The organism is Paenibacillus sp. SJS-P3 (assembly GCF_056711585.1).
On record NZ_CM160043.1, the window covers coordinates 4,464,217 to 4,489,489 of the forward strand.

A 25,273-nucleotide genomic window follows, 5' to 3' on the forward strand; every position below is an offset into this window, starting at 1 on the left:
AGGCGGACAGAGCCCTCTTCCCTTCGCTCCGATCGCAAGGCATCGCTTGCGGAGCTGTGCAGGCATGCAGCCTGCTAATTCTGCTTGGCGGAATACGCCTCTACCCAGCCAGCCGTCTCCGCGAGCGCGGCTTCCGCGCGCCCGATGGCGGCTTCGACCTGCGGACGGGCTGTGCCGCCGTAGACGTTGCGCGCATTGACGACCGTCTCCGGCTGCAGCACCTCGTAGATGCGCTCGTCGAACAGCTCCGAGAACCCCTTGAATTCATCCAGCGTAAGATCCAGCAGGAATTTGCCGTTCTCGATGCAGTACAGCACCGTCTTGCCGATCACCTCATGCGCCTGGCGGAAAGGCAGTCCTTTGCCGACTAGGAAATCGGCGATATCGGTCGCGTTGGAGAAGTCCTTGTTGACCGCCTCGCGCATCTGTCTGCCGTTCACCTTCATCGTGGCGATCATCGGGGCGAACAGGCGCAGCGCGCCGGAGAGCGTCTTCACCGTATCGAACATGCCTTCCTTGTCCTCCTGCATGTCCTTGTTGTAGGCGAGCGGCAGCGACTTCAGCACCGTCAGAAGGCCCGTAAGGTTGCCGTACACGCGGCCCGTCTTGCCCCGCACAAGCTCCGGCACGTCCGGATTCTTCTTCTGCGGCATGATGCTGCTGCCCGTACAGAAGGCGTCGTCCAGCTCCACGAAACGGAACTCCGTGCTCGACCAGAGAATCAGCTCCTCCGACAGGCGGGACAGATGCATCATGATCATGGAAGCGTGGGAGAGGAACTCCAGGATGAAATCGCGGTCGCTGACTGCGTCAAGGCTGTTCTCGTATACACGGCCGAAGCCGAGCTGCTCCGCTACGTAATGGCGGTCGATCGGGAACGTCGTACCCGCCAGCGCGCCGGCTCCGAGCGGCAGCGTGTCGATGCGCTTGTAGCTGTCCTGCAGCCGCTCGGCGTCGCGGCCGAACATGCTGACGTAGGCCATCAGATGGTGGGCGAACAGGATCGGCTGGGCGCGCTGCAGATGCGTGTAGCCGGGCACGATCGTGTCCAGGTTCTCCTTGGCCTGGCCGATGAGCGCTTCCTGCAGGCTGAGCAGCAGACCGACGAACTCGACGACGCGCCGGCGCAGGTACAGATGCATGTCCGTCGCCACCTGGTCGTTGCGGCTGCGGCCGGTATGCAGCTTGCCACCTACAGGGCCGATATCGTCGATCAGCGCTTTTTCGATGTTCATATGGATATCTTCGTCGGAGACGCTGTACTCCAGCTCACCCTTGCGGATGCGCTCCAGCACGCGGTTCAGCCCGCTCTTGATCTTCTCGACGTCCTCGGCCGGCAGGATGCCCTGCTTCCCGAGCATCGACACATGCGCCAGGCTGCCGCGCACGTCCTCCTCCGCCAATTCCTTGTCGAACGTAATCGACGCCGTGTATTCCTCGACCAGCTGGTCGGTCTGCTTCGTGAACCTTCCGCCCCACAGTTTGCTCATCGCCCTGCTCCCCCTTCGGATATGACAACGGGCTTGCGCGCCGGACCGGCGCAGCAAGCCCTTATGCTTGTTTTGGATTCATCGCCCGCCCCGCAAAGGCTCAGGCGCGTCGATCGGCTTTCGGCCACATTCAGGCAGCCCTTCGGGCCTGCTTGTCAGGACCGAAATCCTATTTCGCCAGGTCAGTCCTTGCGGCTTTGCTCCACGCCGGAGGAAACCTTCAGGCGCAGCGCGTTCAGCCGGATGAAGCCCGTCGCGTCGCCTTGGTCGTAAGCCTGCGACGGATCGGCCTCCATCGTAGCGATGTCCGGGTTGTACAGGCTGACCGGGCTTTTGACGCCGGCGCCGATGACATTGCCTTTGTACAGCTTGAGGCGGACGGTTCCGCTGACATTCTTCTGGCTTTCATTGACGAGCGCCTGCAGCGCAAGCCGCTCCGGCGCGAACCAGAAGCCGTTGTAGACAAGCGTCGCGTACTTGGCGATGAGCGAGTCGCGCAGATGCATGACGTCGCGGTCCATCGTCAGCGACTCCATTTTGCGGTGGGCGCTGAACAGGATCGTGCCTCCCGGAGTCTCGTATACGCCGCGGCTCTTCATGCCGACGAAACGGTTCTCGACCATGTCGACACGGCCGATGCCATGCTTGCCGCCCAGCTCGTTGAGCTTGTCCATCACCTGCAGCGGGCTCAGCTCTTCGCCGTTGATCGCGGTGCAGTTGCCTTGGTCGAAGGTCAGCTCCACGTATTCGGCCTTGTCCGGGGCGCGCTCCGGAGACACGCTGAGCACGTACATGCCCTCGTTCTCCTCCGAGCTCGGATCGAACCAAGGATCCTCCAGCATGCCGCTCTCGAAGCTGATGTGCAGCAGGTTGCGGTCCATGGAATAAGGCTTCGCTGCGGATGCCTGAACCGGAATGCCGTGCTTCTCGGCGTAAGCGATCATCTCGGCGCGTCCCGGGAACTGCGCCCGGAATTCCTCGCTGCGCCAAGGCGCGATGACCTTGATGTCCGGCGCCAGCGCAGCGGCCGTCAGCTCGAAGCGCACCTGGTCATTGCCTTTGCCCGTCGCGCCGTGGGCGATCGCGGTCGCTCCTTCGGCGCGGGCGATGTCGACCATGCGCTTGGCGATCAGCGGCCGCGCGATGGACGTTCCGAGCAGGTACTGCCCCTCATAGAGAGCTCCGGACTGGAACATCGGATAGATGAAGTCCTTGGCGAACTCGTCCTGCAGGTCGTCGATATAGACCTTGGAGGCGCCGGTCGCCAGAGCTTTTTCCTCCAGGCCGTCGAGTTCTTCCTTCTGGCCGATGTCGGCCGTGAAGGCGATGATTTCCGCGTCATACGTTTCCTTGAGCCACTTCAGGATGACGGATGTATCCAAGCCGCCCGAATAGGCCAGCACGATTTTTTCCTTTGCCATGTCGCTGTTATCGTCCTTTCCCTGTCCCTTCCGGAAGCTTCATGCCATGAGGCAGGCCCGGATCTGGATATAGTCGGAGCCGCCTCTACATGAGTGCGGCCATGATCGCTTTCTGCGCGTGCAGGCGGTTCTCCGCCTCGTCGAATACGATGGAATGCTTGCCGTCGATGACGCCCTCGCTCACCTCTTCGCCGCGGTGCGCGGGCAGGCAGTGCATGAACAGATAGTCGGCCTTGGCATGCTTCGTCAAGTCTTCATTGACCTGATAGCCGGCAAATGCCCGCTCGCGCTCCGCCTGCTCGGCCTCCTGGCCCATGCTCGCCCATACGTCGGTGTAGACGATGTCCGCTCCCTCGATCGCTTCGCGCGGATCGCGGCAGACGTGAATGACGGATCCCGTGCCCGCAGCGACGGCCTGGGTCTGCTTCACGATAGAGGCGTCCGGCTCATAGCCCTCCGGAGTCGCCACACTCATGTGCAGACCGAGCTTGGCCGCGCCCATGAGCAGCGAATGCGCCATATTGTTGCCGTCTCCGATGTAGGCGACCTTGAGGCCTTCCAGCCTGCCCTTATGCTCCAGGGCGGTCTGGTAATCGGCCATGACCTGGCATGGGTGCTCCGAATCGGTCAGGCCGTTGATGACCGGCACGGTGGAAGCGCGCGCCAGCTCGATGACGGTGCGGTGCGCGAACGTGCGGATCATGATGCCGTCCAGATAGCGGGACAGCACCTGCGCCGTGTCCGAGATCGGCTCGCCGCGTCCGATCTGAAGATCGTTGCCGCTCAGGAACAGCGCATGTCCTCCGAGCTGATACATGCCGACTTCAAAGCTGACCCGCGTGCGGGTGGACGCCTTTTCGAAAATCATGCCGAGGGTTTTGCCCTTGAGCTGATGATAGGCCTCTCCGGATTTCTGGACGCGCTTCAGCTCGATCGCCAAATCGATGAGGTAGCGGAGCTCCTCCGGCGTGTAGTCCGCCAGCGCGAGGAAATCGCGCCCTTTGAGGCCTGCCGCCAGCTCCTCGCTGCGGGCTCCGGCCAAGATAAGAGGTTGCTGCATCAATGGAACACCTGCTCTTTCTATGCTCGCCGCCGGTCGTCCGGCGGCGCTTGGATTCGTGGGGATCGGGAACCTGTATCCCTTCTCGTTCCGGGATGTCTAGTTCTGGGATGCCGTGACCGTCTTCTCCTTGAGGACGGCGGCGATGATGCCGACCGCCTGATCGATCTCGTCATTGGAAACGAGCAGGTTCGGCAGCAGGCGGATGACGGTCGGGCCGGCAGGCACGACCAGCAGTCCGCTCTCGTGGATCGTCGCGATCACGTCGGCGACCGGTCCTGCGCATTCGATGCCGATCAGCAGGCCGAGCCCGCGGATCTGCGTCACCCACGGATTGCCGGCGAGCTTCTCGCGCAGCTGTCCGGTCAGGTAGCTGGCCGCGCCTGCCGCGCGGTCATACACTCGGTTGCCGGCGATTTCCTCGACCGTGGCCTTGACGACGGCGGAAGCGATCGGCGTTCCCCCGAAGGTCGTCGCATGGGAGCCCGGAGTGAACGCTTCGCGGAGGAATTCCTTCGCGAGGACGGCGCCTACCGGGAAGCCGCTTCCCAGCCCTTTTGCCGAGGTGAAAATATCCGGCTGCACGCCGTAATGCTCGTGGGCGAACAGCTTGCCCGTGCGTCCCATCCCGGTCTGCACCTCGTCGATGATCAGCAGAATGCCGTTATCCTTGCACAGCTTGACGATGTCGTGCAGGAACTCCGCCCGGACAGGCAGGACGCCGCCCTCGGCTTGGACGAGCTCCAGCATGATCGCAGCGGTCCGTTCGTTCACGGCAGCCTTGAGCGCGCCGAGATCGTCCATCGGCACGGTGGTGAAGCCTTCCGGCAGCGGCAGAAAGCCTTCCTTGACCTTGTCCTGGCCCGTTGCCGTCAGCGTCGCGAGCGTCCGTCCATGGAAGGACTGGGAGAAGGTGATGATCTCGTACCGGTGCTCTCCCTTGATCTTCTGGAAGTACCGGCGGGCCAGCTTGATCGCGCCTTCGTTCGCCTCCGCTCCGGAGTTGCAGAAGAAGACCGCATCCGCGCATGTATGCTTCACGAGCAGCTCCGCTGCCGCTTCCTGCCCCGGAATATGGAACAGATTCGACACATGCCAGACTTCATCCAGCTGCTTCACGAGGGCATCCTTGATCACTTTCGGAGCATGGCCGAGGTTCGTGACGGCGAGGCCGCTCATGAAATCGAGATATTTCTTGCCGGCATCGTCCCAGAGCCAGCTTCCCTCGCCTTTGACGAGCGCGATCGGATATCTTGCGTAGGTTGGAAACAGTGCGCTGTTGCTCATTGCAGATCCACCTCTCCCTATCGTTATATGGACTCGCAGCCGGATGGCTGTTGTTGCGCTGAACCTTGGAGTCGCTTCGCCGCCGGATGGCCCTTGGTGCGTCGAATCCTAGAGTCGCTCCGCCGCCGGATGGCCCTTCCGGCTGTTGAATCCTAGAGTTGCTCCGCTGCCGGATGGCCTTCCTGCTGTTGAATCCTAGAGTCGCTCCGCTGCTGGATGGCCCTTGCGGTTGTTGAATCCTGAATTCGCTCCGCGGCCGGATGGCCCTTCCGATCGCTGTTGCCGCCAGATTTCATGAATAGATGAATTCAATGGTAGAAATCCGGCGGCAAAGGCGACCATTGTCATTTCTCCAGGGCCATTCCGGCCACTCCGCTCCGGGATTCAACCCCAAGGGCCACCCCGAATGCTTCGCTCCAGGCTTCAACCCAAGGTGCCTTCCCGGTTGCTTCGCTCCGGGCTTCAGCACCTAGGCGCCAATTCGGATGCTCCGCTCCGGGAGTCAACCCAAGGGCCACCCCGGGTGCTTCGCTCCGGGATTTAACCCCAAGGCGCCACTCCGGCCGCTTCGCTCCGGGCTTCAGCTCCAAGGCGCCAATTCGGATGCTTCGCTCCGGGTTCTGGCTCCAAGGCGCTACTCCGGATGCTTCGCTCCGGATCAGCCTCAAGCTGCCGCTACAGGCAGGCTCCGCAGGAGCGGATTTCTGACTCTGCTGATGGGGGCCAGCCAGCAGGCAGAGCTTCTTCTTCCATCCGAGCAAGGCGCAAGGACGAAGAAAGACGGAGGGACTCTGAAGAAGCGGAGCGTTCGCATTTGAAGACCGGATTCCCCCATTCATGGGGTAAGTTCAAGGAATTCGGGCTTCAACAGCGATCGGAAGAGCCCTCCGTTTTCGGAGTCTGCTCCATCGGAAGAGCCCTCCGTTTTCGGAGTCCACTTCCCGCTTCAGCATGTGATGACTGTGCCGACGCCGCCCTCGAGGACCGCCCGGCTGAGAATGTCCGGCTCGGTGCCGCTGACAATGGTCACCTCGCGGACATTGCCGTGCAGGCAGGCGAGCGCCGCCCGCACCTTCGGGATCATGCCGCCATAGATTTCGCCGCTGGCGATCATCTCCTCGATATCGGCCGCGCTCACGCTAGGCAGGACCGTCTTGGCTCCATCTACGGAGCGAATGATGCCCGGCACGTCGGTCACGACGATCATCCGCTCCACGCCCAGATGGGAAGCGACGGCTCCAGCCGCCGTATCGGCATTGATGTTGTAACGCTGTCCGGCCGCATCGATGCCGACCGGCGCGATGACCGGGATGTAGCCCATTCCCATCACGCCTTCGATGATTTCCGCGTTGACGTCCGTCACTTCGCCGACATGGCCGACCTTGTCGGCATTGCCGACAGGCCTGGCCTGGATGAGCATGCCGTCGACGCCGGAGAGCCCGAGCGCCCGCGCTCCCGCGCCTTGGATGCGCCTGACGATCTCCTTGTTGATCGTTCCCGAGAGCACCATCTCGACGACGTCGAGCACTTCCTCCGTCGTCCGCCTGAGCCCGTCGACGAACTCGGTCTCGATGCCGAGCTTCTCCAGCGTCCCGGAGATGGCGGGGCCGCCGCCATGCACGATGACCGGCTTCACGCCCTGCTCCTGCAGGTGCCGGAGATCTTCGAAGAACGCGGCGGGAAGAGCCGCAAGCGTGCTTCCCCCGCATTTCATCACAAACCGCTGTTCCATCCGCCTCATGCTCCTTCATCCGCTTCATGCCGCTTATGCTCAAGCCGGTTGAAGCTTTATGCCGCTTATATTTTCGCCTGTTAACGGTTCCTGCTGTTAAGTGCGGTAAGCCGCGTTGATCCTGACGTAGTCATAGGTCAGGTCGCAGCCCCAGGCTACGGCCGCGCCGCCGCCGATATGGAGGTCGACGATGATTTCCACCGTGTCGCCCTTCAAGTATTCCAGCGCCGCTTCTTCGTCGAAGGCGACCGGCCGGGATTCCTTGAGCGTCAGGATCGGTCCGAGCGAAATATCGACGGTATCCGGATCGAGCGGCTCGCCGGCCCGGCCAGCGGCCGCGATGATGCGGCCCCAGTTGGCGTCGGCGCCGAAGACGGCCGACTTCACGAGCGAAGAGCCGACGATCGTCTTCGCGATGGCAGCCGCCGACCGGTCGCTCTGCGCTCCGTTGACGCGGACCTCGACGAGCTTGGTGGCGCCTTCGCCGTCGCGGGCGATCGCCTTGGCCAGCACCTCGCATACATATCTCAGCGCATCGCCGAACGAATTCCAATCCGGATGCAGCGGCGTCAGCTCCTCACCTCCGGCAAGGCCGCTCGCCATCGCGACCAGCATGTCGTTGGTGCTCGTGTCCCCGTCTACCGTAATCATGTTGAAGGTGCGGTCCGTAGCGGTGCTCAGCAGGCTTTGGAGAGCTTCGCTGCCGATATTGGCATCCGTCGTGACGAAGCCGAGCATCGTCGCCATGTTGGGATGGATCATGCCGGAGCCTTTGGCGGCGCCTGCCACATGAATCGTCCTTCCGCCGGCCTCGACGGCAACGCAGATCGATTTTTTCACAAGATCCGTCGTCAGGATCGCCTGGCAGAACTCACCCGCGCTCTGCTCGTCGCCCGCAAGCTGCTGCGGCAGACGGCTGATGCCTTCGCGCACGCGATCCATCTTGAGAAGCTCGCCGATGACGCCGGTAGAGGCCACCGCGATCTGCTCGGCCGGAATTCCGGCCGCTGCCGCGAAGGCGGAGCGCATCTCGTACGCATCGGCCTCGCCTTGCTTGCCCGTGCAGGCATTGGCGTTGCCGCTGTTCACAAGCAGCGCGCGCAGCCGTCCTCCCGCCGCCAGGCTTTCCCGGGTCACCTTGATCGGGGCCGCCTGCACCTTGTTGGTCGTATATACCGCCGCAGCCGCCGCAGGAACCTCGCATACGATCGCTCCCAGATCGTTGCGGCTCGTTTTTTTCAGTCCGCAGTGAAGCCCGCCCGCCCGAAAGCCTGCCGGTGTCGTAACGGAGCCGTCCTCGACGATCGTGAACGCCTTGCCTGCTGTCTCTTGTGTCATCGCGTAAATCGCATCTCCTTCTAGTGGGGTTCCGCCAGGGAATTAAGGATACATCGGGATGAACTGCAGGCCGGCATTCTCTTCCCAGCCCATCATCAGGTTGAGGTTCTGGATCGCTTGGCCGGCTGCGCCTTTGACGAGATTGTCGATGACCGACACGATCGTCACACGTCCCGTGCGGTTGTCGACGGCAAAGCCGATGTCGCAGAAGTTCGAGCCCGCGACTTCCTTCGTCGCCGGCATGACGCCTTCCGGCCGAATGCGCACGAACGGGCGGCCCTCATAGAACTGCCGATACAGCTCGATGAATTCCTGCTCGGTCCGCTTTTCCGCAAGCGTAGCGTACATCGTCGCCATGATGCCCCGCGTCATCGGAACGAGATGGGTCGTGAAGGTGGTGACGATATTCCTGCCTGCCGCATCGGACAGGACGCGCTCGATCTCCGGGATATGCTGATGCTTGTTGACCTTGTAGGCCTTGAAGTTCTCGTTCAGCTCCGAATAATGGGTGCCGAGGCTCGCTCCCCTGCCCGCGCCGGATACGCCGCTCTTGGCGTCGACGATCAGAGTGGACGGATCGATCCAGCCCGCCTTGATAGCCGGCACCGCACCCAGCAGCGTCGCTGTCGGATAGCAGCCCGGATTGGACAGCAGCTCCGCCCCGCGCACCTGTTCTCCGTAGATCTCCGAAAGGCCGAACACCGCCTTCTCCAAGTAGGCCGGGTCTGCCGCCGGCTTGCCGTACCACTGCTCATATACATCCGGCTGAGGCAGGCGGAAGTCTCCCGACAGGTCGATGACCTTCAGCCCTTCCTCCAGCAGCTGCGGCGCCATCCGGCTCGCCACTCCGGCCGGAGCGGCCAGGAAGACGACATCCGCCTTGCTCTTGATCTCTTTGGGGTCTACGCCATCCAGAACCCCGGGGAAAATATCCGACAGATGCGGATATCCGTCCGCAATCGGCGTTCCTGCGCTGGAAGAGGAAATGACCGAACTGACCTCCGCATACGGATGCGCCTGAAGCAGCCGGATCAATTCAACGCCTCCGTAGCCGGTTGAGCCTACAATGGCAGCTCTTATTTTTGTCCCCATCATTCAGCACTCCCCTTCTTCGCCCTGATTCCTGAGAGAAGCCGTCGCAGGCCTCTTATACCTGAATCATTATACGTTTATATTAATAATAATACAACCGGAAATATGACTATCCTTTCCTTCTAGACCCGGCTTCCGCCTTCCTTCAAGAGAGCAAAAAAAGACCGGAAAGAATCCGCGTCTTCTCGGCATGAATGTTCAGTTCCTAACGGACGGCGGCGACAGCAGCAGGCAGAACAGAAGATTGCTTCCGGCAGCTGGAGAGATCCAAATCTCTACGGACTCCTCGCTCGCGCCCGTCCGGTAGAGGACGCTGTTCGGATCGGTTGCCGCTGCTGATCCCAGATGGGAGAACGTGACGACCGATCTGTTGACCAACGCCGAGCCGCGGAACAGGCCTCCGCGCGGATTGAAGGTGAGCAGCGAATGGGGAGCCACGTGCTCCAGAACGATCTTGCACAGCACCCCGTAATTGCCGGAGTTCGTCGCCGGCGGCAGCTTCCGTCGTGTCCGGTAAGCGAGGAGCTGGACATAAACGTACAGCACCAATAGAAAAGCGGCCAGCGTCTCCGTCAGGATGCCTCCTGTCGTCCAAATGAAGGAGGGATACACGGCGCCAATAAAGGCGGCCAGCAAACCGGCCCATCTGCCCGCAAGCATCGCGCCGAGCCGGTACATGAGCACGAGCGTCGCTGCTGAGCAGCGCCTGGATGCAACGGATCCACCGGTACGGATCGTGAACCCGGTAATCCGCCGCCTTGTATTAATTGAATCCGGGAAATAAAAAAACACTTTCCCTAGCAGGCGGCGATTCCGGTTGGATTCAGCCGCTGCTCGGGAAAGTGCTGGATATCGATTCCATTCCTTATATGAGCCGGATTACTCCAGCTTGAACCCGCGCCCCAGCACCTCCGCCGTATGGCTGATGATGACAAAGGCTTCGGGATCGACCGTCTGCACGAGCCGCTTCAGCTCGGAAACCTCGTTCTGGCTGACGACGACCATCAGCACCGTGCGCGCATCCCCCGTGTAGCCTCCATGCGCGTCCAGGCGCGTCAGTCCCCGGTCGAGATCATGCAGCACGGCGTCTGCCAGCTCTTCCGCGCGGGAACTGATGATGAACGCGACCTTGGACAGGGCGAGTCCCGTCTGCACGATGTCGATCGTCTTCGTCGTCACGAACAAGCCGATCAGCGCGTACAGCGCATTCTCCGGCGAGAGGAACACTCCGGCAGCGGCGATGACAAGTCCGTCCAGGCAGGCGACGGACAAGCCGAGCGTAAGCCCCGAGTACCGGTGCAGGATTTGAGCCGCGAGATCCGTGCCGCCGGTAGAGCCGCGTCCTCTGAATACGAGTCCGAGGCCGAGGCCGACGCCGATTCCTCCATAGATCGATCCGAGCAGCGGATTGTCCGTCGGAGCGCCCCAGTGGGCCGTCAGCAGCACGAACAGCGGCATAATGGCAGAGCCGAACAGAGTCTGCAGGGCAAAGCGGCGTCCGAGCAGCAGCAGTCCCGCGAAGAACAGCGGAATATTGAGCGCCCACTGCGTATATGCGGGCGTGATGCCGTATAAATGCTGGATAATGACCGATATCCCCGATACGCCTCCGGAAGCGACCCCGTTGGGGAGCAGGAAGCAGTTGAAGCTGATGGCGATGATAAACGCTCCTGCGAGCAGCAGCAGCGTATTTGTGACGGGATGATTGATGACCGATTTAGTCATGCGGCGGGGCTTGCGGCTTTTGCCGCGTTCCGCGCCTATCTGCTTTTCCCTCGATGACCCTTCGTTCCTGTTGCTCACGAGTTTTCCCCTCTCTATCTCCGCTGGCCGCGTGGAGAGCCCGGTTTCCCAGAAGCCGGCTCCCCCTGCTCTGCCGCGGTAACGCAGAGAATGATTTCATTCCGCGCGAAAAAGAGTTCCACACTGTATACAGTGTCGGAACTCTTCCGTGCTTCTATTCGCTGCGTGCCGAAGCGCCGTTCCTTGCTTGCCCTCAGGCTTCCGGCTGATGCCTGATCTGGTGGCGCAGATAGCCGTTGATGAAAGGATCGAGATCGCCGTCCATGACGGCGCCGACGTTGCCTGTCTCCACCGAGGTGCGATGGTCCTTGACCATGCTGTACGGATGGAAGACATAAGAGCGGATCTGGCTGCCCCAGGCGATCTCCGACTGCTCCCCGCGGATTTCGGCCAGATGCTTCTGCTGCTCCTCGATCTTGCGCTCGTAGAGCTTGGAGCGAAGCATCTTCATCGCCTGCTCGCGGTTCTGGATCTGGGAGCGCTGCGTCTGGCAAGCCACGACGATTCCGCTCGGAAGGTGGGTGATCCGGATCGCCGATTCCGTCTTGTTGACGTGCTGGCCGCCGGCGCCGCTGGAGCGGTACGTGTCGACCTTGAGGTCGTCCGGACGGATCTCGATCTCGATATCATCCTCGATCTCCGGCATGACGTCGCAGGAGACGAAGGAGGTGTGGCGGCGGCCCGAAGCATCGAACGGAGAAATCCGCACGAGCCGGTGAACGCCTTTCTCCGCCTTCAGGTATCCGTATGCATTGTAGCCCTTGATGGAGATGGTGACGCTCTTGATGCCGGCTTCGTCGCCGGGCAAATAGTCCAGCAGCTCCACCTTGTAGCCGTGCTTCTCCGCCCAGCGCGTGTACATGCGGTACAGCATCTGGCCCCAGTCCTGGGACTCCGTGCCGCCGGCTCCCGGATGCAGCTCCAGAATCGCATCCAGCCTGTCATACGGCTGGTTGAGCAGCAGCTGCAGCTCGAAGTCGCCGATCTTGCCCATCAGGTCGGCCACGCCGTCCGTCAGCTCGGCATCGAGAGATTCATCCTCTTCCTCGCCGGCCAGCTCCAGCAGCGTTTCCAGATCCTCCTGCTGGGAAGCGAGCCTGTCGTACAGCTCTACGACGGACTTGACTGCATTCATTTCGGCGATGACCTTCTGCGCCTTCTCGTTGTCGTCCCAGAAATCGGGAGCGGTCATCTTCTCTTCATAGTTGGCTATGATCTCCTGCTTGAGATCTAAGTCAAAGAGACCCCCTGAGAGCTTGGAGCCGCTTTGCCGCCTCACGCAGGTCTTGCTTAACCGTTACGTCGATCATGACAATGCTTCACCTCAAATTTTCGTCTATTCATGACAGGAGCCGGGAGCAGGCGCGTACGACGCGTCTCTCCCGGCCTCTCATGCTGTTGGGACTGCTGGCCGTCAGGCAGTCATCCTGCCTTGCGGTTCACAGCCATCATGCGTTCCAAGTCAGCCTGGACATGTTGCGGACTCAGCTGCTTGCCGTGGCAGAGCCTGAACAGCTGCGGAATCCTTACTTGCCGGGGCAGAGCTTGAACAACTGCGGAGTTCCTTACTTGCCGTGGCAGAGCTTGTATTTCTTGCCGCTGCCGCATGGGCAAGGATCGTTGCGTCCGATGCGCTCCTCGCGCTTGGCCGGACGCTGCTCGCGGCCTTCGCTGCTGCCGCCCATTTCCACGACCTGGCCTTTGACGACTTCCTGGCGCTCCAGGTTCTGCTCGACTTGGGCCTTCATGATGTACTTCGTGACTTCTTCCTGGATGGTGTCGATCATTTCCTTGAACATCTCGAAGCCTTCAAACTGGTACTCGCGAAGCGGGTCCGTGCCGCCGTAAGCGCGAAGATGGATGCCCTGACGCAGCTGGTCCATGGCGTCGATGTGATCCATCCACTTGCTGTCCACGGCGCGCAGCACGATGACCTTCTCGAATTCGCGCATCGTCTCGCTGCCCATGGCTTCCTCGCGCTCGTCGTAGAGCGCCGTCAGCTTGCCGAACAGGAATTCGGACATTTCCTCCGGCTCCTTGCCCCACAGATCTTCCTTCGTGACGGCTCCCTCGTTGAGGAAGGTCGCTTCGGCATAATCCACGATGGCTTGCAGATCCCAGTTCTCCGGAACCTCGTCCTTCGGACAATGGGCTTCGATGATGCGGTCGATGACCGGCTTGACCATATCCATGACGATATCGCGGATGTTCTCCGAGAACAGCACCTCGCGGCGCTGCTTGTAGATGATCTCGCGCTGCTGGTTCATGACGTCGTCATACTGCAGGACGACTTTGCGTGTGTCGAAGTTGTTGCCCTCGACGCGCTTCTGGGCGGATTCGATCGCCTTCGTGATGAGGCGGCTTTCGATCGGCTGGTCTTCCTCGAAGCCGAGACGCTCCATCATGCCCATGATATTTTCCGAGCCGAAGCGGCGCATCAGATCGTCTTCGAGCGACAGGTAGAAGCTCGAGGAGCCCGGATCGCCTTGACGTCCCGCGCGTCCGCGCAGCTGGTTGTCGATGCGGCGGCTCTCATGACGCTCCGTGCCGATGATATGAAGGCCGCCGATGTCATGCACCGTATCGCCGAGCAGGATGTCCGTACCGCGGCCGGCCATGTTCGTCGCGATCGTGACGGAGCCGGCTTGTCCGGCGCGGGAGATGATCTCCGCTTCCTCGGCGTGGTACTTGGCGTTGAGGACCTTGTGCGTGATGCCGCGCTTCTTGAGCATTTCCGACAGCTTCTCTGAGTTCTCGATCGATACCGTGCCGACGAGCACAGGCTGGTTCTTGCCGTGCCGCTCCACGATCTCCTCTACGACCGCCTTGAACTTGCCCATCTCGGTCTTGTAGACCACGTCCGCGCTGTCTTGACGGATCATCGTACGGTTCGTCGGCACTTGCAGCACCTCGAGTCCGTAGATCTTCTTGAACTCTTCTTCCTCCGTCTTGGCCGTACCGGTCATGCCGGCCAGCTTGCGGTACATCCGGAAGTAGTTCTGGAACGTGATCGTCGCGAGCGTCATGCTCTCGTTCTGGACCTTGAGGTCTTCCTTCGCTTCGATGGCCTGGTGGAGGCCGTCGCTGTAGCGGCGTCCGGACATGATCCGGCCCGTGAACTCGTCGACGATAAGCACTTCTTCTTCTTGCACGACATAGTCTACGTCGCGCTTCATGATCGCATGCGCCTTGAGCGCCTGCTGGATATGATGGTTGAGCGTCACGTTCGCATGGTCGAACAGGTTCTCGACGCCGAACGCCTTCTCCGCCTTCTCGACGCCGGCTTCCGTCAGCATGACGGAGCGCAGCTTGATGTCGACGGTGTAGTCGTCTTCATGCTTCAGGCGGCTGACGAACTTGTCCGCCGAATGGTACAGCTCCGTCGACTTGGCCGCTTGTCCCGAAATGATGAGCGGCGTACGGGCCTCATCGATGAGAATGGAGTCCACTTCGTCGATGATGGCGAAGTAGAGCGGCTTCTGAACCATTTGTTCTTTATAGAGGACCATGTTGTCGCGGAGATAGTCGAAGCCGAATTCGTTGTTCGTTCCGTATGTGATGTCGCAGGCATAAGCTTCCTGCTTCTCCTCATGGGAGAGGGAATGCAGGTTGCAGCCGACCGTCATGCCGAGGAACTCGTACAGCGGACGCATGATCTCGCTGTCGCGCGAGGCCAGATAGTCATTGACCGTGACGACATGCACGCCTTTGCCGAGAAGGGCGTTCAAATAAACAGGCAATGTTCCGACCAGCGTTTTGCCCTCGCCTGTTTTCATCTCCGCAATCTTGCCTTCATGCAGCGCCATGCCGCCGATCAGCTGCACATCGAAATGCCGCATGCCGAGAACGCGCTTGCCCGCTTCGCGGACCGTCGCGTAAGCTTCCGGCAGCAGGTCGTCGAGCTCCTCGCCGTTCTCGAGGCGGTCGCGGAATTCCTGAGTCTTGGCCCGCAGCTGCTCATCCGTCAATGCCGCAAACTCCGGCTCGATTCCATTTATCGCTTCGACCGTTCGCAAGAGCCGTTTTACTTCCCGCTCATTCGCGTCGCCGAAAATCTTCTTCACCAGTCCGAGCATGGTTTTCCCCTTTCGTAAACCCACTTTGCCTTAATTTTAACAGTTAGCCGACCCTGTAGCAATGAGAGGCAAATCATTTCCAATAAGTAATGGGGCTTCTTCTTCATTTGGGCGATAAAAAGCTTGCGTACTAAACAAATGACATCTTAGCTGCTCAATATACTTCATCCATTATACGCGCTTACCCGCCTTCTAGTTGCCAGGCAACGGCTGGAATGGACGCAGAAAGCCCTCTCCGGCAAAGGAAAGGGCGAGGTTGGATTCGTTATGGGATGCGACTTCAACGATCGGCCACGAGCTGTGGTTCAGCCCTGCTCGATCAAGCCGTACTTGCCGTCATTGCGGCGATAGACCACGTTCACTTCCTTGGTCTCGATGTTGGAGAAGACATAAAAGCTGTGTCCGACCATATCCATCTGGAGTATGGCTTCCTCTACATCCATCGGCTTCAGTTGGAATTTCTTCATTCGTACAACTTCAAGGTCGTCTTCAGGATCCTGCAGCTGAACAGAGCTCACGTCGTCCTCGCGGAACAGCGTCTTGATGCTTTCATTCTGCCGGAATTTGCGGTTGACCTTCGTTTTGTACTTCCGGATCTGGCGCTCCAGCTTGTCGACGACCGTATCCACCGAGGCGTACATGTCAGGGCTTTTCTCTTCGGCCCGGAGAATGACTCCCGTCATCGGAATCGTCACCTCGACGCCGTGGCGTCCCTTGTGGACAGCCATCGTCACATTGGAGTCTGTGTTGAGGGGGGCATCAAAATACTTTTCCAGTCGGTTCAACTTCTTCTCGACGTAATCGCGCATGGCGTCCGTAACCTGAATGTTTTGACCTCGAATGTTGTAGTTCATTGAGCACTCCTCCTTTGCATGGTCCCATTATAACATGGGTTGCGCTTTCAAATCAAAAGACTTATTGAGCAATTGTGAATATTCTGATTACTATTTATGCTGGCATTGTTCCGCAGATTCGATATTGTTCTTCCTAATTAAATACCGAAGAAAAAACCGGATCCGATTTTCTCCCTCCCTCTTTGATTCGGGTATAGTGTCTTACTAACCGCTTTCAATCGATAAAAATCATGGATTTCCGAAAAAGAAAACAAAAAAAGAGGCCCTGCAATTGCAGGGCCTCGTACAGGCACTTGTCATTCTCGTCAATCATCTATGCATGGCCGATCGGCCGGATGATTACAGTTTGACTACGTTGGCAGCTTGTGGACCGCGAGCGCCTTCTACGATGTCGAACTCGACGGATTGGCCTTCTTCCAGGGTTTTGAAGCCCTCGGATTGGATTGCGGAGAAGTGAACAAATACGTCGCCGCCTTGCTCAGTCTCGATGAATCCGTAGCCTTTTTCTGCATTGAACCATTTCACTTTACCTTGCATTCAGAACATTCCCTTCATCTTCAAATGCTGTGAGACGCCTTGTATGCATAGCCCACATTTTGACTATAGCACCGGATTAAAACAGTTGTCAATAGAATATGAAAGCGGATTCATGTAGAATTATTAGAGAAGTCTGTCTTCATATTAGCGCCTTTTGTCATAACTTATCTAAGATTGTATTTATAAAAGACCTTTTGTAGAATAATCCCATATTTTATATGACCAAGCAGGGTGAAAGGTTCAACACTTCATCCAAAAAGATTTAACAGCTCAAGCGTGGATCTCTCCGGTCTACAAAAGAAATCGAACAACCTTAGTCCCGTGGAGCACCGGACTAAGGCTGCCTGTTGTGCTTCTTTTATACCTGTCTACATGACAGGGGTAACTTCATGGCTCTATCCTATCTTTTTTTATCCATTAAAATAGCATCCGCATCATAAGGATTCTCGTATGCATTCAATTGAACCTTTGCCCTGTTCCTTTGTGCGAGCCATTCGGAGGCTTCGTCAAGACGGCTTTGGATGGCGCCTTGGAAATCCGGATCAAGACCCAGAAGCTGCTTGACCCGTTGCTTCTCTTCTTCTGACGGGTTCCTTCGCGCTGCAGCTTCTACAAGCTGCTCCACCAATTGGCCTCTTTTTTGTACAAAGTCGTACAGTTCCTCGTAGCCATTCGAATTCAGCGCGGGGAGGCAATCTCGCGTAAGCTCCTCCAGTTCCTCAATCAGCTTATCCATTGGTTACCAGCTGCTGGCCGGCCATTTGCCTGTTGGCCTCCGCCCAGGTCTGGCGAAGGTCCGTCAGGTATCCCAGAGCTTCTTCAGCCAGATTTCGGTCTTTCTTTATATTCGCTTCCAGCAGAAGATATTTGATGTACTCGTATAACATCTCCAGTGGCTTGGATATTTCATAGGAAGGATCAAGGCTTACGCTCAGTTCGCTGACGATAGACTGCGCTTTTCCCAGGTTCAGATTAGCATTTTCAATATTTCTCTCTTCAATGCCTTGAATAGCGATCTTAATGAAGCGGATAGCTCCATCATAGAGCGACAATAGAAGCTGCCCTGGTGTCGCGGTCTGCACGGATGACTGTCGGTATTTATCGTAGGCTGCCATATTCATAGCATTAGCCTCCCGCCGTTATTTAAAGTAGTTTGCCAGACTGGATGACTGGGCGTTATAGGAGTTCATGGCCTGTTCCATGGCGCTGAACTGCTTGTAGTATTGGCTCTCCCAAGCGGACATTTTAGAATTAAGGTTGGATATTCGAGTGGTATAATCCTTAAGTTGCTTGCCGATCGCGCTGTCTTCCTTGAGCGTAACATTGAGGCTGGTCGAATATTTGCTGGTACCGGCCTTCTGGACGAACTTGTCCAGGACCGTGTCCATGACTCCCTTGAGCTTGCCGATGATCCCATCCTCCGGCTTGCCGTTTGGGCCTTGAAACAATTCCATCACTTTTTGAGGATCGTTCTGGATGGCTTGCTTGAGCTTTTCATCATCGACATATATTTTTCCGTTCTCGTAATACTGTCCGGCTGTAATTCCCATTTTGCTGAGCTCGCCCATTTGCGAGGAAAGGATGGAACGCATGGAAGCGATTGCGGAGCTTAGAGATTCATCGTTCCGCAGGAGTCCGCTTTTCGCTTTCTCCTCCCATTTCTTGATTTCGTCCTCTTTCATGGATTCTTTTTGCGCATCGGTCAGCGGAAGGAAGTCCCTGTACTTCACTTCTCTGACTTTTTTATTAAAGGTATCGAGAAGCTCATTGTAATCGCTGATCAAGGATTTAATAGTGGCAAGGGCGGTATCTGCATTCACTTCGGTTGAAACATTTGTCGAGGCTCCTTCTGCTGTCGGAGCAAGCAGAGTCAGCTGCACCCCATTGACTACAAAGATGTTGCTGGATTTCTTCATCGATTGGCCATTTATGACTACATTCGCATCATCACCTGGTGATTTCTGAAGAACACCATCTCCAAAAACTTCAAATAAAGATCCGGTATTATCTGCCTTACCTGAAGTTCCATAAATTTTAGCCTGAACAATCAGCTTTCCTGTCGATTCGTCATAGGAGGCTTTAACCTCCGATGAAGCCGTACTGTTTATTTTTGAAAGCATTGAGGAGATGCTGGTATCCGCTTTAAATTCCAGTTCTTCGGAATCATTGATTTTAATCTGATAGACTTTACCTGAATAATCAGCAGCCGCTCCTCCTTTATTGGCAGCCATGACCTGAGCAAGAGTAGACTGGGATGTAATGGACTTCATAGCAGCCGTATTAATCCCGTTCGTTTGAATGGTGGCCTGGGTAGCCAGATTTACCACTTTCACTTCCATCTTGACTCCGTTGGCCATGGCCGTTGCTTCTGCTTTAACAGATGCCGTATCTCCGGTCAGAACCGCCTTCTGGGAATTGAAGGCAGCTGAGATACCATATTTACCAAGTTTATTGGTTTTGAAGTCGACGATTTTGCTGTTAAGCTCCAAAATGCTGTCTCTCTGCCACTGAACCTGCTGCTTGCTCTGATTCAGTTTATCGAGAGGGACACGCTTGGCTGTCATCAATTGCTTGACTAAAGAATCGACATCAATGCCGGAACTTCCGCTGATACGAATGGTCATAATGAACCTCCTTACACTTTGGTATCGATAATGATTCCTGCGAGCTCCATCATTTTGGCTACGAGTTCAAGGGTTTTCTCCTGAGGAACTTCCCGGATGAGATCTCCCGTTTCCTTGTCGATCACTTTCACGAGCAATTGGTGGGTCTTATCGTGGATACTTATATCCAGCATAGTCTCCGGTCCCTGAAGAGATTTGACAGCACGGTCGATATTTTTAATCAGTTGCGCTGAACCAGGAGGTATCGGCACTCCTTGCTGCAGGAGCGCATCCATTTCCTTCACACTCGAAATGGATCCGATCTTGTCTTCGGCGAATTGGAGTGAACCGCCGTCAGTAATTGAAGCAACGTTAGCAGTAGAATTGGTAGAAGCAGCTGAAGCAGATAAGGTCAATTGAACTTTCATCCAGACAACCCCTTAGCGACGTGAATAGTTACCCTTTATATCGGCCCGCTTCCCTCAATCAGTTAGAGACTTCAGACTCAAATCACAAAAACAAGCCCTTCCTTTGTTGTTGTTAAGGGCGCCGGTTTTGATCGTCCGATCGCACGCCCAGATGAGGTGCGCATCGCTCCATAACAAAAAAAGACCCTAGATAGACTAGGGTCTCTTGATCGATCATGAAGATTAACGGAGCAATTGAAGTACGCCTTGTGGCTGTTGGTTAGCTTGTGCAAGCATAGCTTGTGCAGCTTGAGCCAGGATGCTGTTCTTGGTTTGGTTCATCATTTCTTTAGCCATGTCTACGTCGCGTACACGGGACTCAGCAGCCGTCAAGTTCTCGGAAGAAGTGTTCAGGTTGTTGATTGTGTGCTCAAGACGGTTTTGGTAAGCACCAAGTTTTGAACGCTCGCCAGAAACTTTCTCGATAGCGTTGTTGATTGTTGTAATTGCAGTATTAGCGGATGCAGAGTTAGACACATCAACTTGGTTAACTCCCAAAGCTGATGCACGCATGTCACCTACGGATACATACATGTTTTGGCCTTCGTTAGCACCAATTTGGAAATTCAAGCCACCGTTTGCAGTAACCGCTACAGTAGTAGAAGTAGTTGTTGCGCTATTCACCTGTAACTGCAGCCCTTCTTGAGCACCAGATACTATAGTAATTGTATTCCCATCTGCAGTGTAAGTAGCACCACCAGTTATTGTAGCATTTACGCCTTGAACGGTATTAGCAGTTAATTCTAAACCAGCAAAATTACCTGTTGCAGCAGAAATATTCATGTCAGACTTGCTACCAACTGTTGAAGAGGTAAGTTCCAACTTTCCGCCATTGAACGCAGCTTTTACACCAATATTAGCAGCGTTAATTTTATCAAGTACATTCTGACCATTATCAGTAGTTCCGAATGAGAATGTAACCCCATTAACTGTCAATGAACTTGCAGCAGATAATACCCCACTTGCTGTAAAGGTAGCACCAGTAGATAGTGCAGTATCAGCCGTTGCAACAGTAACCGCCGTTATTGCAGCTAACGAACCGACTTTAGTATCACCACTACCACCAATAATACTAACCGCAGAAGAGCCAGTTACAGTTCCTGTTACCGCTGCTCCGCCATCCAACAATTTCTTTGTATTGAACTCAGTAGTGCTACCAATACGATCGATTTCAGCTGTAAGCTGGTTGATCTCTTTTTGAAGCTCGCCACGGTCGGATGCAGTGTTTGTATCATTGGAAGATTGAACTGCCAATTCACGCATACGTTGCAAGATGGAGTGAGTTTCATTCAAAGCGCCTTCAGCTGTTTGAATTAGAGAAATACCATCTTGTCCGTTTTTGGAAGCCATGTCCAAACCACGGATTTGTCCGCGCATTTTTTCGGAGATTGCCAGACCAGCAGCGTCATCGCCTGCACGGTTGATACGAAGGCCAGAAGACAATTTCTCGATGGACTTGCTGGTTGCTGCCGTGTTGGTGGACAACTGACGGTGAGTGTTCAATGCTGCGATGTTGTGATTGATAATCATGATTAATTTCCTCCCTGAAATGGTATGTCCCACATCCATGTGGTCCGCCGCCGCCTTAAGGTCGGCCGCCCTATGGCAACGGCGATATACCTTTTATCGGCAGACCCTATACAAGTTTGTATAGTCCCTTCGTCATAACAGGGAGATTTTTAGCCTTATTTTTTCAGTCTCGCAGCCAGCAGGCCTACTTCATCCATGGAAGGCATGAGAGAGGCTTCAAGATTGCTCTGTTTGATGGCCTCATACACTTCCTTGCGATAGACATCAACCTCCCGAGGAGCAGAGATGCCAAGCTTGACTGTATCTCCTTCCACGCCGACGACAATGATTTCAATATGATCCTGAATAATGATGGCTTCGCCTTTTCGCCGGGACAGCACCAGCATGTCAGACCTCCTCCTTTGCACGGTCGGAAGCAAATAAAGGATGTCTGGCGGAGTATTCGCTGTGATGAAGCACAATCTGTTTTGCAATTCCTGCAGCAGGACTTAAAACAAGTGGGGCTAGTAAGTTGATCGTAGATTCCTCCATTGGGGTCCGGAGAGTCACGATGCCGTACACTCGCACTTGGTCATGCAGGTCAAGCTCGGCTTTATCCGCTTCCGAGAGCTTGAATTCGTAATCGGACAATGCGGAGAACGGGTCCGCCAGCACGAAGGCAAGCTCCTTCTGAGTAAGGGATTGCAGGAGACAAAAATCCGAATCCTCTACCGGAATGACGGCAAAACGCAATTCGTCCTCGAATCCTGGTAGACCTTTGGGGAACAGGTAGATCTGATCAGGCTTGATTTCCAGACAGCCCATGGCCGCCGTATCGATCCGCATCATTATGTTTCCTCCTAATCGATAAAAAAAGCCGCAGGGAAACGCGCTCAAACGACGTTTCTGCAGCTGTTCTCGATTTTATTTTAGCACATCGATCTCCGGAGGGATAAACTGCACTCCGGGGTATTGCTTCATGTATATATCCAGTTTGCCGCGCGCATAGCTGATTTCGGGACGATGAACCTCCACATTCAGCTCGCTGGAAGCCCGGGAGACGGAGATCTCTGGAGGTTTTATCGTAAAGCTTATGTCCACATTATCAATCGAAGCCGGTCCTCTCGTTTCCGGAAATGGGGCCGGCTGGTTATCGGTTCCGATAATATCGGCTATCGTATTGGAAGGATTGTATATAGCAGCCATACGGCTGCCCTGCTCCATTCGATTGGCTATGCCCTCCAAATAGAGTTGCTGGATTCCCGAGTAAATCCGGTTCAGTACGGCTGGCAGGCCACCGCCTGTTATCGCCTCTCGCGCCGCAGTAGAATCTACTTGCAGTTCAGGCGCGAACTGCCGGATGGACAGCTCTCCCGGAGTTGTCTTCATCTGAAGGTCAGCCGGCTTCTGCTCGATTGAATATTGACCCAGGTCGGCATCAATTCCAATAAGAGCTGGAGTCTGTCGGATTTGTACAATTGGGGCTATGCTCATACGCGCACATCCTTCCTACCGCAGGAAATCAACCAGGGAAGGAGTAATTATTTTGGCGCCGGCCGAGAGGGAGGCGTTGTAGATGTTCTCCTGGATCTTGGATTTCATCAGAAGCTCCGCATAATCAGCATCCTCGGTTTTAGACTGGAGCTCCGTCAAGTTGGAGTTTAGATCAGCTAAGCGGTTTTGCATGAGCTCAACGCGGTTCGAGCGCGCGCCAAGCTCGGCGCGGTTCTTCAACAGCGTGTCATGACGACTGTCGATGCCAGCAAGCTCGGAGGAAATCTGACTGTAGTTTCCTGTCTGAAGGGCATCGGAAATACGATTCATAAGAGCAAATAGATTGTCAGGATCGGATGGGCTGCCGAAGATGGAATTGCCTGTTATATTGACCGGAAGCTGGATGCCGTCTCCGACAACATAGCTGACCGGGAAGTTATCCGTCTTCACAAGCGCAGCCGCAGAAGTGTCAACGCTGCCGTCCGCTCCTAGAGGAAGGTCGTACGGCTTGACGTCGTACTGCTGGCCGTTGAACACGTACTTGCCGTTGAGCTGGCTGTTCGCCACGTCCACCAGCTGGCCCTTGAGCTGCTGGACTTCTTGGCTGATGCTGTCCAGCGCCGATTGGGGATTGCTTCCTGTGGAAGCCTGTACAACCAGTTCCCGCAGCCTTTGGACGATCTCTCCGGTCTGTCCCAACACCGTATCGCTGAAATCAAGCCAGGAAACGGCACTGTCAACATTGGACTGATACTGTTCGTTGTATGCAAGCTCAGAACGGTAACGGAGTGCGTAAGTGATTCCGACAGGGTTGTCGGAGGGCTTGTTGATCTGGCGTCCAGTCGACAGCTGGTTCTGCAGCTCGGTCATCCGGCTGTTGTTCCGGTTCAGGTTAAGCAGCAATTGGGAACTCAGCATGTTGTTCGTTACTCTCATCGATGATCTCCTTCCTCGCCTTAGCGGCCTACGGTTCCGGTTCCGTTAATCAACTTGTCCAGCAACTCGTCGAAGGTTGTCATGAACCTCGCGGCGGCATTGTATGCATGCTGGAACTTGAGCAGCTCGCTCATTTCCTCATCCAGCGAGACGCCGCTCACCGATTGCCTGCGCAGGTCCACCTGCGTCAACATCGAATTGGCGTTGTCCGCCTGCCTGGCGGCCTCCTGCGTCTGAACTCCGAGTTGACCGATAACGGCAGCATAGATGGAGTCGAGAGTGTTGCTGGCGCCGTTGCCCATGTCGAACTTGCCGATATTGAGCTGGGACATCAACATCGCCAGAGAGTTGTTTCCTTTTACCAGATCCCCGTTTTCCGTCAATTTCATTGAGGACGCAATCAGGGAAGGATCGGCGGCAATCTTCTGATTTAGGATGATATTTCCTGCCGTGAGCTCGCCCCCGCCCGCCGCTGTAAAAAATGGTTCTCCCGGGAGAGGCTTGCCGTCTGTCCCTGTCTGAAGGGAATATCCGAGCTGATGGAGGCCGTTAATGCCTTTGACGACAACCATCAAATCCGATGCAAGCGTACGGCCAGCGCCGCTGTAAGTGACGCCGTTCAATACCGTGCCCTCCGGAAGGACGGATCCCTTCGGTATCGTGACCTGAGTGTCCCCTTCCGCTATCGTCCGTACAAGTCCGTTGAGCTGATTTTTGTAATCCGCCACATAACCGTCTCTCGACTTGAGCATCCCGTAGACTTCTCCTCCAGTGATGCCTCCGGATGAGTAAGCCTCGCTCAGCCAGGCTCCGTTCACAGGAATGGGATCCGAATAGCCCTCGACCAGGTTCTGCCCGCCGCTGCTGATCGTATAGCCCTGCTCTCCTTGAGTTACGGTGATATTCATGATTTTGGAGAGCTTGTCCGTCAGAAGATCCCGCTGATCACGGAGATCGTTGGCTTTATCTCCCAGACCTTCGATCTTGACGATGGAACGGTTCAGGTCCCTTATAGAAGAGAGATACCCTTGAATCTCCCTCCCTTTCACGTCCACGTTCGCAGTCAAATCGCTTTGCAGATTATCCAGCTGCTTGCTGATTTGATTGAAAGCATCGGTAAGGGCCAACGCATTTTCTTTGACAATTGTTCGGGCGGTGACGTTCTGGGGGTCTTTGCTGAGGTCCGACCATGATTTCCAGAAATTCTGCATCACGGTGCGGATACCCGAATCTGAAGGCTCATTGAAGATGGTCTGGAGCTTGTCCAGGGTTTCCAGCTGGGTGTCCCATCCCGCCTTGGCGGCATTCTCCTCGCGGAACTGCGCGTCAAGGAAAGCTTCGCGAATCCGCTCGATGTTAGAGAACTCAACACCGGTTCCAAGCTGTCCGGGCGTGTTCGAACGGTTGACGCCGAAAGCTTCGATCGGACTGGCGGCCTTCATATTCACGGCCTGGCGAGAATAACCTTCCGTATTGGCGTTGGCGATGTTATGGCCGGTCGTATTCAACGCTGTCGTCTGAGTGAATAGGCTCCTTTTGGCAGTTTCTATAGAGTGAAACGTGGATGCCATATG

At 56.3% G+C, this 25,273-nt stretch carries 23 protein-coding genes; all 23 read right to left on the reverse strand.

Translation table 11 applies throughout. From position 1 onward, the window contains the following. Positions 1-74 precede the first annotated feature (74 nt). Entirely contained in the window at positions 75-1,490 is a 1,416-nt protein-coding gene (argH, locus tag AC06G8_RS20475) for an argininosuccinate lyase (protein WP_480283741.1), read from the reverse strand. 182 nt (positions 1,491-1,672) lie between these two features. Continuing rightward, positions 1,673-2,911: an argininosuccinate synthase gene (locus AC06G8_RS20480; protein ID WP_076358049.1), complete on the reverse strand. Its 1,239-nt coding sequence runs from the start codon at positions 2,909-2,911 to the stop codon at positions 1,673-1,675. An 85-nt stretch (positions 2,912-2,996) separates the two neighbouring features. Next, entirely contained in the window at positions 2,997-3,971 is a 975-nt protein-coding gene (gene argF, locus AC06G8_RS20485; RefSeq protein ID WP_480283742.1) for an ornithine carbamoyltransferase, read from the reverse strand. Between the two features lie 99 nt (positions 3,972-4,070). Then, on the reverse strand, positions 4,071-5,258 hold the full coding sequence (locus tag AC06G8_RS20490; RefSeq protein ID WP_480283743.1) for an acetylornithine transaminase: 1,188 nt from the start codon (positions 5,256-5,258) through the stop codon (positions 4,071-4,073). A 946-nt stretch (positions 5,259-6,204) separates the two neighbouring features. Beyond that, a complete protein-coding gene (argB, locus tag AC06G8_RS20495; RefSeq protein ID WP_480283744.1) occupies positions 6,205-6,990 on the reverse strand; it encodes an acetylglutamate kinase in 786 nt (261 codons plus the stop codon). A gap of 96 nt (positions 6,991-7,086) precedes the next feature. Beyond that, positions 7,087-8,328, reverse strand: coding sequence for a bifunctional ornithine acetyltransferase/N-acetylglutamate synthase (argJ, locus tag AC06G8_RS20500; protein ID WP_480283745.1), 1,242 nt, complete (start codon positions 8,326-8,328; stop codon positions 7,087-7,089). A 42-nt stretch (positions 8,329-8,370) separates the two neighbouring features. Further along, complete coding sequence (gene argC / locus AC06G8_RS20505; RefSeq protein ID WP_447663106.1) at positions 8,371-9,420, reverse strand: N-acetyl-gamma-glutamyl-phosphate reductase; 1,050 nt, start codon at positions 9,418-9,420, stop codon at positions 8,371-8,373. A gap of 198 nt (positions 9,421-9,618) precedes the next feature. Further along, positions 9,619-10,104, reverse strand: a complete 486-nt coding sequence (locus AC06G8_RS20510) for a hypothetical protein (RefSeq protein ID WP_480283746.1) — start codon at positions 10,102-10,104, stop codon at positions 9,619-9,621. A 195-nt stretch (positions 10,105-10,299) separates the two neighbouring features. Continuing rightward, positions 10,300-11,145 carry a YitT family protein gene (locus AC06G8_RS20515; protein ID WP_480285478.1) on the reverse strand — a complete coding sequence of 282 codons (846 nt, stop codon included), beginning with the start codon at positions 11,143-11,145 and terminating at the stop codon, positions 10,300-10,302. 271 nt (positions 11,146-11,416) lie between these two features. Continuing rightward, positions 11,417-12,533 (reverse strand): peptide chain release factor 2 gene (gene prfB / locus AC06G8_RS20520; RefSeq protein ID WP_480283747.1). Its coding sequence is split into 2 segments (ribosomal slippage): positions 11,417-12,460 and positions 12,462-12,533, totalling 1,116 coding nucleotides; the frame shifts between segments, so codons are not numbered across the junction. A 255-nt stretch (positions 12,534-12,788) separates the two neighbouring features. Then, positions 12,789-15,299 (reverse strand): preprotein translocase subunit SecA, encoded by a 2,511-nt coding sequence (gene secA / locus AC06G8_RS20525; protein ID WP_480283748.1) that lies wholly within the window; start codon positions 15,297-15,299, stop codon positions 12,789-12,791. 305 nt (positions 15,300-15,604) lie between these two features. Then, positions 15,605-16,153: a ribosome hibernation-promoting factor, HPF/YfiA family gene (hpf, locus tag AC06G8_RS20530; protein ID WP_480283749.1), complete on the reverse strand. Its 549-nt coding sequence runs from the start codon at positions 16,151-16,153 to the stop codon at positions 15,605-15,607. 339 nt (positions 16,154-16,492) lie between these two features. After that, complete coding sequence (locus AC06G8_RS20535) at positions 16,493-16,690, reverse strand: cold-shock protein (protein WP_028599014.1); 198 nt, start codon at positions 16,688-16,690, stop codon at positions 16,493-16,495. A gap of 400 nt (positions 16,691-17,090) precedes the next feature. Further along, positions 17,091-17,426, reverse strand: a complete 336-nt coding sequence (fliT, locus tag AC06G8_RS20540; RefSeq protein WP_480283750.1) for a flagellar protein FliT — start codon at positions 17,424-17,426, stop codon at positions 17,091-17,093. Then, positions 17,419-17,811 carry a flagellar export chaperone FliS gene (fliS, locus tag AC06G8_RS20545; protein WP_480283751.1) on the reverse strand — a complete coding sequence of 131 codons (393 nt, stop codon included), beginning with the start codon at positions 17,809-17,811 and terminating at the stop codon, positions 17,419-17,421. Before fliS ends, fliT begins: the two co-directional genes overlap by 8 nt. An 18-nt stretch (positions 17,812-17,829) precedes the next feature. Beyond that, a complete protein-coding gene (fliD, locus tag AC06G8_RS20550; protein WP_480283752.1) occupies positions 17,830-19,314 on the reverse strand; it encodes a flagellar filament capping protein FliD in 1,485 nt (494 codons plus the stop codon). An 11-nt stretch (positions 19,315-19,325) separates the two neighbouring features. After that, entirely contained in the window at positions 19,326-19,721 is a 396-nt protein-coding gene (locus tag AC06G8_RS20555; RefSeq protein ID WP_480283753.1) for a flagellar protein FlaG, read from the reverse strand. Positions 19,722-19,943: 222 nt separating this feature from the next. Continuing rightward, on the reverse strand, positions 19,944-21,290 hold the full coding sequence (locus AC06G8_RS20560) for a flagellin N-terminal helical domain-containing protein (RefSeq protein WP_480285479.1): 1,347 nt from the start codon (positions 21,288-21,290) through the stop codon (positions 19,944-19,946). A gap of 155 nt (positions 21,291-21,445) precedes the next feature. Then, positions 21,446-21,676 carry a carbon storage regulator CsrA gene (gene csrA, locus AC06G8_RS20565; RefSeq protein WP_480283754.1) on the reverse strand — a complete coding sequence of 77 codons (231 nt, stop codon included), beginning with the start codon at positions 21,674-21,676 and terminating at the stop codon, positions 21,446-21,448. 1 nt (position 21,677) lies between these two features. Next, complete coding sequence (locus tag AC06G8_RS20570; RefSeq protein ID WP_480283755.1) at positions 21,678-22,118, reverse strand: flagellar assembly protein FliW; 441 nt, start codon at positions 22,116-22,118, stop codon at positions 21,678-21,680. Positions 22,119-22,193: 75 nt separating this feature from the next. After that, a complete protein-coding gene (locus tag AC06G8_RS20575) occupies positions 22,194-22,763 on the reverse strand; it encodes a DUF6470 family protein (RefSeq protein ID WP_480283756.1) in 570 nt (189 codons plus the stop codon). 15 nt (positions 22,764-22,778) lie between these two features. Beyond that, positions 22,779-23,699 carry a flagellar hook-associated protein FlgL gene (flgL, locus tag AC06G8_RS20580; protein WP_480283757.1) on the reverse strand — a complete coding sequence of 307 codons (921 nt, stop codon included), beginning with the start codon at positions 23,697-23,699 and terminating at the stop codon, positions 22,779-22,781. 20 nt (positions 23,700-23,719) lie between these two features. Next, positions 23,720-25,270, reverse strand: coding sequence for a flagellar hook-associated protein FlgK (gene flgK / locus AC06G8_RS20585; protein WP_480283758.1), 1,551 nt, complete (start codon positions 25,268-25,270; stop codon positions 23,720-23,722). Positions 25,271-25,273 lie beyond the last annotated feature (3 nt).

Coding starts and splice junctions, on each gene's coding strand:
- argB (WP_480283744.1), bottom strand. CDS start 6,990: ATGGAACAGCGGTTTGTGATGAAATGCGGGGGAAGCACGCTTGCGGCT.
- AC06G8_RS20515 (WP_480285478.1), bottom strand. CDS start 11,145: ATGACTAAATCGGTCATCAATCATCCCGTCACAAATACGCTGCTGCTG.
- AC06G8_RS20490 (WP_480283743.1), bottom strand. CDS start 5,258: ATGAGCAACAGCGCACTGTTTCCAACCTACGCAAGATATCCGATCGCG.
- AC06G8_RS20570 (WP_480283755.1), bottom strand. CDS start 22,118: ATGATGCGGATCGATACGGCGGCCATGGGCTGTCTGGAAATCAAGCCT.
- AC06G8_RS20535 (WP_028599014.1), bottom strand. CDS start 16,690: ATGCAAGGTAAAGTGAAATGGTTCAATGCAGAAAAAGGCTACGGATTC.
- AC06G8_RS20480 (WP_076358049.1), bottom strand. CDS start 2,911: ATGGCAAAGGAAAAAATCGTGCTGGCCTATTCGGGCGGCTTGGATACA.
- argJ (WP_480283745.1), bottom strand. CDS start 8,328: ATGACACAAGAGACAGCAGGCAAGGCGTTCACGATCGTCGAGGACGGC.
- AC06G8_RS20560 (WP_480285479.1), bottom strand. CDS start 21,290: ATGATTATCAATCACAACATCGCAGCATTGAACACTCACCGTCAGTTG.
- flgL (WP_480283757.1), bottom strand. CDS start 23,699: ATGAGAGTAACGAACAACATGCTGAGTTCCCAATTGCTGCTTAACCTG.
- flgK (WP_480283758.1), bottom strand. CDS start 25,270: ATGGCATCCACGTTTCACTCTATAGAAACTGCCAAAAGGAGCCTATTC.
- argH (WP_480283741.1), bottom strand. CDS start 1,490: ATGAGCAAACTGTGGGGCGGAAGGTTCACGAAGCAGACCGACCAGCTG.
- AC06G8_RS20555 (WP_480283753.1), bottom strand. CDS start 19,721: ATGAAAGTTCAATTGACCTTATCTGCTTCAGCTGCTTCTACCAATTCT.
- fliS (WP_480283751.1), bottom strand. CDS start 17,811: ATGAATATGGCAGCCTACGATAAATACCGACAGTCATCCGTGCAGACC.
- argF (WP_480283742.1), bottom strand. CDS start 3,971: ATGCAGCAACCTCTTATCTTGGCCGGAGCCCGCAGCGAGGAGCTGGCG.
- fliD (WP_480283752.1), bottom strand. CDS start 19,314: ATGACCATTCGTATCAGCGGAAGTTCCGGCATTGATGTCGATTCTTTA.
- argC (WP_447663106.1), bottom strand. CDS start 9,420: ATGGGGACAAAAATAAGAGCTGCCATTGTAGGCTCAACCGGCTACGGA.
- fliT (WP_480283750.1), bottom strand. CDS start 17,426: ATGGATAAGCTGATTGAGGAACTGGAGGAGCTTACGCGAGATTGCCTC.
- csrA (WP_480283754.1), bottom strand. CDS start 21,676: ATGCTGGTGCTGTCCCGGCGAAAAGGCGAAGCCATCATTATTCAGGAT.
- secA (WP_480283748.1), bottom strand. CDS start 15,299: ATGCTCGGACTGGTGAAGAAGATTTTCGGCGACGCGAATGAGCGGGAA.
- hpf (WP_480283749.1), bottom strand. CDS start 16,153: ATGAACTACAACATTCGAGGTCAAAACATTCAGGTTACGGACGCCATG.
- AC06G8_RS20575 (WP_480283756.1), bottom strand. CDS start 22,763: ATGAGCATAGCCCCAATTGTACAAATCCGACAGACTCCAGCTCTTATT.